Raw genomic sequence first — 12,067 nt, 5'->3', positions numbered from 1 at the left:
GGCGGGACCGGACCGGTCCGCGGGGCGGGCTCACGGCCGGCGCCCGCGCGGTCCTACGACGAGGAGGCCGACGGCCCGTCCGACTCACCGGACACCGGCGCGCTGTGCGAGGGCGTCGCGGGCCGCGCCGGGGTTTCGGCGTTCGGCGGCCCCGGCCGCGACGTCGCCGAGGCCGGCGGCTCGGCGTCCGACGGCGACCGGTCCGGCTGCGCGGCGTTCGGCGAAGGCCCCCGGTCCGGCCCGGTCGCGGTCCAGCTGGCCAGCAGGCGGAGCGACTCGGCCGAGGACGAGCCGGGGTCCGCGTGGTAGGCGACCAGCACCTGGTCCGCGTCCTCGGCCGGGCGGAGCGTCTCGTAGCGCAGCGTGAGCCGGCCGACCACGGGGTGGTGCAGCTCCTTGGTGCCGTGGCCCTTTTCCCGGATGTCGTGCGCGGCCCAGAGACGGCGGAAGTCGCCGCTCTTGAGGGAGAGTTCACCGATCAGCGAGGTCAGCCTCGGGTCGTCCGGGTCACGGCCGGCGTCCAGCCGGAGGATGCCGACCACGTCGGCCGCCTTGGTCTCCCAGTCCAGGTAGAGCTCGCGGACTCCCGGGTCGAGGAAGACCTGCCAGGCCATGTTCCGGTGCTCCGGCGGCAGCGCGGCGAAGTCCCCGGCCAGGGCGTTGCCGAGCCGGTTCCAGGCGATCACGTCGAGCCGACGCCCGAGCACGTAGGCGGGGATGCCCTCCATCGCGTCCAGCAGCTGCTGGAACTCCGGGCGGACGAGCTGCGGGCGGCTGAGCCGGGCGGGACCGGTCCGGCGGCGCGCCGGCTTGGTGATGCGCCGCAGGTGGTCCTGCTCGGCGGGGGTGAGCCGCAGGGCGCGGGCGATCGAGTCCAGGACGGCCGACGACACGTTCTCGCCGTGGCCCTGCTCCAGCCGGACGTAGTACGCCGTGCTCACACCCGCCAGCTGCGCCAGCTCCTCGCGGCGCAGTCCGGGGACCCGCCGCCGGCCGCCGTAGTCGGGCAGGCCGACGTCGGACGGCTGGAGCCGGGCACGCCGGGAGCGGAGGAATTCGCTGAGTTCGGTGCGCTGGTCCACCTCTGCAGTATGCGGGCGTCCGGCGGTCCGGTGGGCGGTGGAGGGTGATACTGCCGTTGATAGGAAAGCCGGACATACGATAATCGCTGGTCTGTCTCGGCACCGTTGCCGGACCGAGCCTTGAAGCATGACGAACACGACGGTCACGGACACCACCGACACGAACACCGAGGTCACCGGCGCCGGAGCGGGCGCCGGCACGACCGCCGCCTACGCCGCCCCGGCCCCGAAGGCCCCGCTCGAACGGACCACCGTCCCGCGACGGGCGCCGGGCGCCCGCGACATCCTGATCGACATCGCCTACGCGGGCATCTGCCACTCCGACCTCCACCAGGTCGCCGAGGACTGGGGCCCCGGGATCTTCCCCATGGTCCCCGGCCACGAGATCGCCGGCGTGGTCACCAAGGTCGGCCCGGAGGTGACCCGCTGGACGGTCGGCGACCGGGTCGGGGTCGGCTGCTTCGTCGACTCCTGCCGGGAGTGCGACAACTGCCGGGCCGGGCTCCAGCAGTACTGCACCGGCGAGGACGGCCCGGTCTTCACCTACAACGCGGTCGGCCGGGACGGCTCGCCCACGTACGGCGGCTACGCGAAGCAGCTGGTGGTGGACGAGGGCTACGCGCTGCGCATCCCCGACAGCCTGCCGCTGGACATCGCCGCGCCGCTGCTCTGCGCGGGCATCACCCTGTACTCGCCGCTGACCCGCTGGGGCGCCGGCCCGGGCCGCAAGGTCGCCGTCGTCGGCCTGGGCGGCCTCGGCCACCTGGGCGTGAAGATCGCCCGCGCCAAGGGGGCGGAGGTCACCGTACTGAGCCAGTCGCTGCGCAAGCGCGAGGACGGGCTGAAGCTCGGCGCCCACGACTACCGGGCCACCTCCGACCCCGCCACCTTCACCGAACTGGCCGGCACCTTCGACCTGATCGTCAACACCGTCTCGGCCGACCTCGACCTGAGCGGCTACCTCGGCCTGCTCCGGACCGACGGCACCCTCGTCCAGCTCGGGGCGCCGGAGAAGCCGGTCTCGGTCAACGCGCACGCACTGCTGAGCGGGCGCCGGTCGCTGGCCGGTTCGATGATCGGCGGCCTTCCGGAGACCCAGGAGATGCTGGACTTCTGCGCCGAGCACGGGATCGGCGCAGAGATCGAGCTGATCCGCGCGGAGCAGATCAACGAGGCGTACGCGCGGGTGCTGACGAGCGACGTGCGGTACCGGTTCGTGATCGACACCGCGACGATCTGACGCCTCATCAGGTCGGGGCTCCACGACCCGTGGCGCCTCGGCTCGGGGAACCACGCCCCGGGGCGCCTCGGCCCGGGGAGCCCGGCTCCGGCCCGGCTGTCCGGCCGCGGCGGCGGCGGGGACCGGAGCCCCGCCCCCGGTGCTCTCCCATCACCGGGGGCGGGGCGCAGGTGCGGCGGCCGTCCGGCTCAGGCTCCGGCGGGACCGGCCGCCTTGCGGCGGGCGGCGCCCCGGCGCAGCCGACGGCGGCGCGGGGGCTGGTCGGGCAGCCAGCCGAAGGCGAGGCAGCTGCCGACCACGCCGAACAGCATGCCGATCAGGAACCCGCCCAGGTTGGAGGTGAGCCAGCTGCCCAGCGACGCCAGTACGCCGAGGATCGAGTAGAACAGCCGCTGGGACGGGTTGAAGAGGATCAGCAGGCCGCAGAGCGTCATGACCGCCGGGACGAGGTAGCCGGCCATTCCCTGGAGCCCGATGTGCAGGACGACGGGCAGCGGGGCACGGAGGGTGAAGAGGATCTCGGCACCGCCCAGCAGGACCAGCAGCCCTCCCCAGAACGGCCGTCGGCCCCGCCAGCCCCGCCACCCCCGGCGGGTGCCGGTCCGGGCGGCGGCCTCCCCGCCGGCCCGATCGGCGCCCGGATCGGCGCCCCGGTCGGCGGTCCGCTCCGCGCTCCGGTCGGCGTACGGCTCGGCGCCCTGCTCGGCGTACGGCTCGGCGGTCCGTTCCGCGCTCCGCGGTACGGCGCCCTGCGGATCCGTGCTCCGGGGATCCGTGCTCCGCGGGGAGTTCCCGGTCGTGGACTCTGCGGCGGGTTCGGGCTCGGCCACCGTCAGCAGCCCTCCGAGCTGAAGCTCAGCCGGAGGTGGGGCAGCTTGAAGGCCCCGGCCGTGGTGGCGTAGTTGTGCTGCCGCAGGTTGTTGATCTTGACGGTGTCGGCCTGCTGTCCGAAGACGCCCGGCAGGCCCTGGACGCCGGCCTTGGTGTAGGTGCTCGCGTCGCCGCCGATCTCGATGTTCTTGAACTCCGCGTCGCCCGAGAGCAGATCGGAGTCGGTGGTGAGGTCGGTGGCGGTGACGGGCGTTCCGGCGTCGCCGGCCTTGATCAGCAGGTTGATGCCGCCCAGGTCGACGCTCTGGCAGAGCTTGGTGAGCGAGGCCTCCTTGATCGCGGAGACCGCGACCAGCACCTGCCCCCCGGTGTCGCCCTCGTTGGGGCTGTTCTCGATCATGTGGTCCAGACTGCCGAACTGCTCGAAGCCAATGCCGTCCAGACTCTCGGCGGTGACGGTGAACGGCATGCCGGAGATGGCGAACTGGGCGGCGAGCACGCCCTGTGCGGTCAGGGCCATCAGCAGGCCGCCGGCGACGACGGCGGGAACGGCCATCAGCGCGGTGCGCTTCAGCCGGACCCGCCCTCTCGACTCGGCGGGTGCCTCGGTGGTCTCGGTGGTGCGGGCGGCGTCCTCGGACGTGGCCATGTGTGCTCCCTCGGATGGTGGGACGGGCACTGGCACGTTGTCCTGGCGCGGACAGCGTTCTGCGGACCGGCCGGTGAACCGCCTCTCGGCAGCGGGGCGGGCCGTCGGATCCGCAGTGGGTAACTGGGAAGCTACTGCCCGGTATTCGACGGGTCAATACGGGTGCACGAAGGATCATCGACCGCTCCGGAGCGGCCCGGCACGCTCACGCCGGGGCGTCCGGCGCCGAAGCCCCGGCACCGGCCTCCCGCGCATCCGGCTCCCGCGCATCCGGCCCCGCCCCTGCCTCCGATCCCGACCCCGGCTCCAGCTCCGACACGACCGGCTCCCGAACGACCGACTCCCGCGCATCCGGCTCAGGCGCGTCCGGTTCCGCCGGGGCGGGGACCGCGGCCAGCCTCCGCGCCGCCTCCTCCGGTCCGAGGAAGGGCGCCAGGCAGAAGAGGCTCAACGTCGCCAGCAGTCGCGGCAGTTCCTCCGTCCGACCGGCGCCGATGCAGCGCTGCAGGGTGTTGTACACGCCGCCGACGACCGCGTCGACCATCGTCTCCGCCACCGCCCCGCCCGGGAGTTGCGGCACCTCGGCGAAGAACGCCCGGAACCTGGTGAGGAGCTGGTCCCGTTCACGGCGCCCGGCCGGCCCGACCGCGTCCAGTTCGATGACCGCCATGGTGGCGAACGCCGGTACCCCTGCGAGCAGTTCGAGCATCGCCCGGAGGGCCTCGCGGATCCCGGTGCACCAGTCCGGCGCCGCCGCGAAAGCCGCCGCCATCCGCCGGATCACCACCCCCGTGCCGTGCCGGTGGGCGGCCAGGAAGGCGTCCTCCTTGCCGGTGAACAGCTCGTAGAACACCGGTCTGGTGACCCCGGCCGCGCGACAGATGTCACTCACCGTGGCGCGCTGGTAACCGTGTTGCGCCACCGTGTGCACCAACCCGTCGAGCAGCCGCTCCCGTTGGGTGGCTGCGACCACGTCGGGGGGCAGCCTGCTCGGGCCCCGTTTGATCGACCGGGCGGGGTCGCGACCAGTGCGCGCGCCGGGCAGGAGCACCCTGTCCACACTCCGAGCAGACTCCGGTTTCATCGCCAACTCCTGTGTTCTGTCTTGACATTGACGCGACGTCCGGTTTACAACACTGACGGGTTTCCAATCTGCGGCCAGGCCGCCGGGAACCCGCACGCGTTCCGACTGCCCAGTATGGCGAACGCATGCCCGGCGGTGGCAGCCGCCGACGTGCACCCGTCGCGCCCCGCACCGGCCACACCCCCGGCGCGCCGTCCGAACCACCCGTACCCCCGCCGTACTTCGCCGTACCCCGCCACGCCGAGGCGTACCGCCCGGTACCGCGCCCCACCCATGGCGCCGTACCGCTCCGTACCCCGACGCGCCGCGGCGTACGGGCGGGCCCGTGGCGCCGGGCCCGCCGAGTCACCGTCCGCGGTGCCCCACCATCCGCACCACCCCGTCGCGGTCGCTCCCGGCCGGCCACCGCCGTACGCCACCCCCACGCGACCCCGCGGGCTCCCCCACCCGACTCCGTCCGGAGAGGCACACCCTCATGCGCATCCGCCGTACCCTCGGTACCGCCGCCCTCGCCGCCGTCGCGGTGCTGGCCGCCGGCACCGTCACTCCCGCCCAGGCCGCCGCCGGCCCCGCCGTGCTCACCCACACCGCCCTCGGCGGCCCGGACGTCGCCGTCGGCGACGTCCTCACCGCCAACCTGGTGGCCGGCGGCTTCGCCACCTTCTACTCCAGCGCGACCGGGACGAGCGGCATCAAGTGCGCCACCTCGTCCTTCTCCGCGACCGTCACCAGCAACCCGGCCGCCCCGGGCGTGGCCACCGAGCAGCTCAACAGCCACATCTTCGGCTCCTGCACCGCGAACGTCATCGGCGTCACCAGCGTGCAGAGCATCACGGTCAACAACCTGCCCTACACCAACTCGGTCAGCGACGCGGCCGGCAACCCGGTCAGCCTCAGCCCGACCGCGGCCGGACCGCTGCAGACCACCGTGGTGCTGAAGACCATCCTCGGCACCATCACCTGCGTCTACCGCGCGCCCGGCAGCATCGCCGGCACCACGAGCAACGTCGGCCAGACCATCGGCTTCGCCTCCCAGGCGTTCCCGAAGGTCTCCGGCCCGAGCACCTGCTTCCCGACCGGCTACTTCAGCGCGACCTACGGGCCGGTGACCGACAGCTCGGTGCCCGGCAACCCGCACATCTACATCAACTGACCCTCCCGGCAGGGCCCTCGGCACCTGCGTGCGGCGTGCGGCGACCCCGGTCACCGCACGCCGTCCGGTGCGCGCCACCCGCCTCCGGGCCCCCGGCAGCCCGGCGGCCCGGCGTCCGGCACCCGGGGGCGAACCGCGGCGGCTCCCGGGACAGCGAAGTGACCCACCGGTAGGGTGCTGGCGACAGCACCGTGATCGACCGGGAATGGGGCACGCATGGGCGGCGAGGGCACGGGGTTCTTCGAGTCGGTGGCCGACACGGCCGCGCGGCTGGCCGAGGCCGGCTACCTGGCCTCGACCGAGGTCGCCACCACCGTCTTCCTCGCCGACCGGCTCGGCAAGCCGCTCCTGGTCGAGGGCCCGGCCGGCGTCGGCAAGACCGAGCTCGCCAAGGCCGTCGCCGCGATCGGCCGGGCGCGGCTGGTCCGGCTCCAGTGCTACGAGGGCATCGACGAGGCCCGCGCGCTCTACGAGTGGAACCACGCCAAGCAGCTGCTCCGGATCACCGCCGGGCGCGAGGAGGGATGGGACCAGGCCCGCACCGACATCTTCGGCGAGGAGTTCCTGCTCACCCGCCCGCTGCTCACCGCCATCCGCGGCGACGAGCCGACCGTGCTGCTGATCGACGAGATGGACAAGGCCGACGTCGAGGTGGAGGCGCTGCTGCTCGAAGTGCTCAGCGACTTCCAGGTCACCGTACCGGAGCTGGGCACCATCACCGCGACCCGCCGACCGTTCGTCCTGCTCACCTCCAACGCCACCCGGGAACTCTCCGAGGCGCTGCGCCGCCGCTGCCTCTTCCTCCACCTCGACTACCCGGAGGCCGAGTTGGAGCGCCGCATCGTCCGGTCGAAGGTGCCCGGGCTGGACGCGGCGCTGGCCGACTCGCTGGTCCGCGTGGTCGGTGCGCTGCGGGCCATGGAGCTGCGCAAGGCCCCGTCCGTGGCCGAGACCGTCGACTGGGCCCGCACGCTGCTCGCGCTCGGCGCCGACACCCTCGACGAGGCGCTGGTCCGGTCCACCCTCGGGGTGATCCTCAAGCACCAGGACGACGTGGTGAAGGCCGCACAGAAGCTCACGCCGGCATGAGCGGCCCACCGCCGCAGGGCACCGCGGCGCCCACGGGGGACGCCGGAGCCACGCCTCCCGGGGCGCCGGCCGGCACCGCCCCCGACGACCCCGACGACCTCGCCGCCCGGCTCACCGGCTTCGTCCGGGCGCTGCGCGGCCACGGCCTGCGGATCGGGCCGGCCGAGACGGTGGACGCCGCCGCCGTGCTCGACGTCCTCGGCCTCGCCGACCGCGACCAGGTCCGGGCCGGCCTGGCCGCCGCGCTGCTGCGGACCGACGGGCAGCGGTCGGTCTTCGACGCCGCGTTCGACCTGTTCTTCCCGCTCGGCGTCGGCACGCCGGAGGCCGTCCGGCAGAGCACCGCCGGGGACGCGCCCGACGATCCCCGCACCCCGGACTCCCCTTCGCCCGACTCCCCGGGCCCCTACGACCTGGCCCCCTTCGACCTGGACCCCGCCGCCCTCCGCGAGGACCTCCGGGCCCGGCTGGCGGCCGCGCTCGCCGCCGACGACCGGGCCGCCCAGGTCCGACTCGCCGGCGAAGTGGTGGCCGCCTTCGGCCGGTACGGCACCGGCGGCACCTCCGGCACGCCCGGGACGAACGGCTGGTCCGCCTACCAGGCACTCGGCCGCCTCGCGCCCGAGACCCTGCTGGCCCGCATCCTCGCGGCACTGCGCGCCGGCACCCGCACCACCGACGGCTCCGGCCCGGACGGCGCGGACCTCGCCGACCGGCTCCTCCCCGACGAGATCCGCCGCCGCATCCAGGGGTTCCGCGCGATGGTCGCCACCGAGGCGCGCCGCCGGGCGGCCGAGCTGCGCGGCACCGAGCAGGTCGCCGCACGGGCCGTCGCCCCCACCGCCGACCGGATCGACTTCCTCGCCGCCGGCCGCGACCAGCTCGCCGAACTCCGGCGCACCGTCCACCCCCTGGCCCGGAAGCTGGCCACCAGGCTGGCCGCGCGCCGCCGCCGGGCCGCGCGCGGCCGCATCGACCTGCGCCGCACGCTACGCCGTTCGCTCTCCACCGGCGGGGTCCCGCTACGCCCGGCGTACCGGCTTCGGCGGCCGGCCCGGCCGGAGCTGGTGCTGCTCTGCGACGTCTCCGGATCGGTGGCGGGCTTCGCCGACTTCACCATGCTGCTCGTCCAGGCGATGCGCGACCAGTTCAGCAAGGTCCGGGTGTTCGCCTTCGTCAACCGCACCGCCGAGGTGACCGGCCTGCTCACCCGGGGCGGCGCCGATCCGGCCGGGCTGGCACGACGGATCCTCACCGAGGCCAGGGTGACGGGCTACCACGGCAACAGCGACTACGGCTCGGCGCTCGGCGAGTTCGCCGAGCACCACCTGGACGCCGTCGGCCCGCGGACCAGCGTGCTCGTTCTCGGTGACGCCCGGAACAACCACCGCGACCCCAACCTCCCCGCCCTCCGCCTGATCGCCGGACGGGCCCGCCGCGTCTACTGGCTCAACCCCGAGCAGCCCTCCCTCTGGGGCACCGGCGACTCCGCCGCCCCCGCCTACGCCGGCGTCGTGGAGATGCACTCCTGCCGCAACGCCCGCCGGCTGGGCGACTTCATCGCCCGGCTGTTGCCGGTCTGACGGGCCTTCGGCGCGACGCCCGGGGGCGCCCTCCCCGGCCCCCGGCCGTCGCGGGCGTCCCTGGCGTCGCGGGCGTCCCTGGCGTCGCGGCCGTCCTCAGCCGTCGAGATGACGGAGGAAGTCGAGCAGCGCCTCGGTGACCTCGGCCGGCCGCTCCTGCTGGGTCCAGTGCCCGGCGCCCGCGAGTGTGACGCGACGGTGCAGCTTCGGCACCATGGTGTCCAGCAGCCTGCGCAGCGCCTCCTCGGGGATCATCGCCGACACCAGGTCGCGGTCGCCGGCCACGTAGAGGGCCGGCACCTCGACCACGCGGCCGACGAGTCCGGCGAGCAGTTCGTTGTTGCGGTCGATGTTGCGGTACCAGTTGAGGCCGCCGGTGAAGGCGTGCTCGCCGTGTTCCGCGTAGTCGGCGACGAACGCCTCGATGTCCGCCTCGGAGAGCCAGTCGGGCAGCTTCTCCGGCTCGGGGACGGTGTCGCGGAACGTCCGGCCCCCGGGCACCGTCCAGATCTCCGGCCGTTCGGAGCCGGGGCGGTCGCCGGAGCCGCCGAAGAGCATGCGGCGGAAGGTGGAGTGCAGGTCCTCCGCGAGTTCCGCGTCGGCGACCCCGGGGCGCTGGAAGTAGATCTGGTAGAAGCCCTCGCCGTACAGCTCACGGGCCTGCGCCAGCGGCGGCGGGCCGAAGGTCGGGAGCGGCGGCACGCTCAGCCCGGCCACCCCGCGCACCAGGTCGGGGCGCAGCGCGGCGGCGGTCCAGGCGACGGGAGCCCCCCAGTCGTGGCCGACCAGGACGGCGCGCTCCTCGCCGAGGGCGCCGATCAGGGCGCTGACGTCACCGACCAGGTGGAGCAGGGTGTAGGCGTCGACGGACGCGGGCTGCTCGCTGCGGGCGTATCCGCGCTGGTCGACGGCGACCACGCGGTAGCCGGCCCCGGCGAGCGGGGCGAACTGGTGCCGCCAGGAGTACCAGCTCTCCGGGAACCCGTGCAGCAGCAGGACGAGCGGCCCCTCCCCCTGCTCCGCGATGTGCAGCCGGACTCCGTTCACCTCGACATGGCGGTGTGCGATCTTCCCGTACGCCTGCAGGGTCATGCGGCCCTCCCTGGTCGCGGCTCGTCAGCGGGTCGGACGGACGGCGTCCGACCGTTCGTTCCCACCCTGCCCAGCGCGGCACCGCGGGAATCCCCGGCCCCGCCCGCCGGACCGGGACCAGCCGGCGCCCGGTCGGGGGCTGGGCCGGTCGGGCAAGGCCCGTTCGGCCCGGGGCCGTTCGAGCCAGGCCAGGCCCGGCCCGGTTCGGCCCGGTTCGGAACTCAGCCGCCGGCGGCCCGGGCCGCCGTCTCCCGGGCATCCGCCAGGTCCTCCGGCGTCGGCGCGTCGTCCTGGGTGAACCGGTGCCGCCAGTAGCCGCTGAACTCGATCGACGCCTTGGGGACGCCGCGCGCGTCGACCAGGTGACGGCGCAGCGTGCGGACCGCCGTCGCCTCGCCCGCCAGCCAGGCGAACGGCGTGCCGGCGGGCAGCCCCGCGGCGCTCACCGCCTCCGTCAGCGGCCGCCCGGGCGCGCGCCCGTCACGGTGGAGCCAGTGCACGGTCACCCCGGCCGGGGCGGGCAGCGGCTGCTCCTCCGCCCGGTCGGCGACCTCGGCGAACACCACCGTCTCCGTGTCGGCCGGCAGCGCCTCCAGCAGGGTGGCGATCGCGGGCAGCGCGGTCTCGTCGCCCGCCAGCAGCACCCAGTCGGCCGTCCCGGCCGCGGAGGCGAGCGGCACCGGCCGGGCGTAGGCCTCCGACGGGCCGACCATGCCGAGCCGGTCCCCCGGGCGGGCCCGCCCGGCCCAGGCGCTCGCCGGCCCGGCGTCCCCGTGCAGGACGAAGTCGATCTCCAGCAGCCGGGTGCCGGCGCGCCGGCGGCGCACGGTGAAGCTGCGCATCCACGGCCGTTCCGCCTCCGGGATCGCCAGGTAGGCCTGGTACCAGCCCATGACGTCGTCGTTCCCCGCCGGCAGGACGGGGGCGGACCGGCCGGAGCGGGGGAAGCAGAGTTTGACCTGCTGGTCCGCCGTGCGGCCGACACCCGCGTCGAGCTCCTCGGCCTCGAAGACGATCCGGGCCGTCCGCGGCGTGACCCGCTCGACGTCGGTGACCTGGATGAATGTGACGGGAAGGGTCACGGTCCGACCTCCGGGTTCCGGTGCTGCACTGATACCTTATGGCGTAAAGAGTTGCTCGGGCCAGGTTAGCTTATGCCATAAGGAGTTGTGGTCGTGACCGTCTTCGCCGGACAGGGCGACGCCCACCGATCGATGTCCCTGCTCTGGCGCGCCCAGGACGCGCCGCGCACGGGCCGCAGCGGCCCCAAACCCGGACTGAGCGTGGACGCGATCGTCGCCGCCGGAATCGCCGTGGCCGACACCGACGGCATGGCCGCACTCTCCATGCGCGCGGTCGGCGAGCGCCTCGGCCGCACCGCCATGGCGCTCTACACCTACGTCCCGGGCAAGGCCGAGCTCCTCGACCTGATGCACGACCGCGTCCTCGCCGAGCTGCCCGCCGACCACGACCTCACCCGCGGCTGGCGCCCCGCCGTCACCACCTGGGCCGAGGAGGCCCTCGCCTGCTACCTCCGCCACCCCTGGGTGCTTCAGATCTCCGAGGCCCGCCCGGTCCTCGGCCCTGCCGAACTCGGCGCCATGGAGGCCCTGTTGCGAGCCCTCCGGCCCGCCTCCCTCGACTCCCGACAGCTACGCGGCGCGGTCGCCGCACTCTGGCAGTTCGTCCGCGGCAGCGCCCGGGTCGCGACCGACGCCCGGGCCGCCGCCACCGCCACCGGCGTGCCCGACGAACAGTGGTGGCAGGACCGGTCCGCCGAACTCGCCGGCCTCGCACCCGACTTCGCCGACCGCTTCCCCCTCCTCACCGCCCTCCAGCAGGCCGACACCCCCGAGCCGGCGGACGGCGACCCCACCCCGGACCGCACCCGCGAGGCGTTCCGCACCGGCCTCGACCTGCTCCTCGACGGCATCGCGGCGGCTGCCGCCGCCGCCGACTGAAGCCGTTCGCGGGAGGGCGCTGCCGGGCGGGCGCCGCCGGGCCCGCACCCCCGCCCCGACCCGGCGGGGCGAACGCGACGTGGCCGGGCCCGGGCTGCGCGGTGCAGCCCGGGCCCGGCCCACAAGTACGTCACGCCCGACGCGTCTCCGGCCCGGGTGGCCCGGGTGGCCCGGTCGGGGAGAAGGGCGGGACGGTGGCGGTCGGCGTCAGTTGTTGCCCCCGCCGCCGTTGTTGCCGCCTCCGTTGTTACCGCCCCCGCCGCCCGCGGGGGGCGGAACGATCAGGTTGAGCAGACCGCCCAG

Annotated in this window: 11 protein-coding genes; 5 read left to right on the top strand and 6 right to left on the bottom strand. The window is 74.7% G+C overall.

The genetic code is table 11. From position 1 onward, the window contains the following. Nucleotides 1-53: 53 nt before the first annotated feature. A complete protein-coding gene (locus AC067J_RS19700; protein ID WP_478300821.1) occupies nt 54-1,082 on the bottom strand; it encodes a helix-turn-helix domain-containing protein in 1,029 nt (342 codons plus the stop codon). A gap of 127 nt (nt 1,083-1,209) precedes the next feature. Between AC067J_RS19700 and AC067J_RS19695 the strand changes: the two genes are divergently transcribed. Continuing rightward, complete coding sequence (locus AC067J_RS19695; protein ID WP_478300819.1) at nt 1,210-2,322, top strand: NAD(P)-dependent alcohol dehydrogenase; 1,113 nt, start codon at nt 1,210-1,212, stop codon at nt 2,320-2,322. 188 nt (nt 2,323-2,510) lie between these two features. On the opposite strand, the gene AC067J_RS19690 is transcribed toward AC067J_RS19695, so the two are convergent. The 3 genes from AC067J_RS19690 to AC067J_RS19680 all read right to left on the bottom strand — a co-directional run bounded on the left by AC067J_RS19690 (nt 2,511) and on the right by AC067J_RS19680 (nt 4,775). Continuing rightward, nucleotides 2,511-2,867: a DUF6114 domain-containing protein gene (locus AC067J_RS19690; RefSeq protein ID WP_478300994.1), complete on the bottom strand. Its 357-nt coding sequence runs from the start codon at nt 2,865-2,867 to the stop codon at nt 2,511-2,513. Nucleotides 2,868-3,154: 287 nt separating this feature from the next. Next, on the bottom strand, nt 3,155-3,802 hold the full coding sequence (locus AC067J_RS19685; RefSeq protein ID WP_478300818.1) for a DUF6230 family protein: 648 nt from the start codon (nt 3,800-3,802) through the stop codon (nt 3,155-3,157). 205 nt (nt 3,803-4,007) lie between these two features. Next, nucleotides 4,008-4,775, bottom strand: coding sequence for a TetR/AcrR family transcriptional regulator (locus tag AC067J_RS19680; RefSeq protein WP_478300816.1), 768 nt, complete (start codon nt 4,773-4,775; stop codon nt 4,008-4,010). A gap of 586 nt (nt 4,776-5,361) precedes the next feature. Here AC067J_RS19680 and AC067J_RS19675 point away from each other — a divergent pair. The 3 genes from AC067J_RS19675 to AC067J_RS19665 all read left to right on the top strand — a co-directional run bounded on the left by AC067J_RS19675 (nt 5,362) and on the right by AC067J_RS19665 (nt 8,711). Continuing rightward, nucleotides 5,362-6,039, top strand: a complete 678-nt coding sequence (locus tag AC067J_RS19675; protein WP_478300814.1) for a Tat pathway signal sequence domain protein — start codon at nt 5,362-5,364, stop codon at nt 6,037-6,039. 216 nt (nt 6,040-6,255) lie between these two features. After that, nucleotides 6,256-7,128: an AAA family ATPase gene (locus AC067J_RS19670; protein WP_478300812.1), complete on the top strand. Its 873-nt coding sequence runs from the start codon at nt 6,256-6,258 to the stop codon at nt 7,126-7,128. Beyond that, nucleotides 7,125-8,711, top strand: coding sequence for a vWA domain-containing protein (locus AC067J_RS19665; RefSeq protein ID WP_478300810.1), 1,587 nt, complete (start codon nt 7,125-7,127; stop codon nt 8,709-8,711). The genes AC067J_RS19670 and AC067J_RS19665 overlap by 4 nt, the downstream gene beginning before the upstream one ends. A 96-nt stretch (nt 8,712-8,807) precedes the next feature. Here AC067J_RS19665 and AC067J_RS19660 read toward each other — a convergent pair whose 3' ends face one another. Continuing rightward, nucleotides 8,808-9,803, bottom strand: coding sequence for an alpha/beta fold hydrolase (locus AC067J_RS19660; RefSeq protein ID WP_478300808.1), 996 nt, complete (start codon nt 9,801-9,803; stop codon nt 8,808-8,810). Nucleotides 9,804-10,024: 221 nt separating this feature from the next. Next, nucleotides 10,025-10,885: a siderophore-interacting protein gene (locus AC067J_RS19655; RefSeq protein WP_478300807.1), complete on the bottom strand. Its 861-nt coding sequence runs from the start codon at nt 10,883-10,885 to the stop codon at nt 10,025-10,027. Between the two features lie 93 nt (nt 10,886-10,978). Here AC067J_RS19655 and AC067J_RS19650 point away from each other — a divergent pair, with 93 nt between their 5' ends. Then, entirely contained in the window at nt 10,979-11,764 is a 786-nt protein-coding gene (locus AC067J_RS19650; protein ID WP_478300805.1) for a TetR/AcrR family transcriptional regulator C-terminal domain-containing protein, read from the top strand. Nucleotides 11,765-12,067 lie beyond the last annotated feature (303 nt).

The sequence above is a fragment of the Kitasatospora sp. NPDC042419 genome, assembly GCF_056437345.1.
The sequence above is the reverse complement of the archived record's forward strand: the minus strand, read 5'-3'. Positions and strand labels throughout refer to the sequence as shown.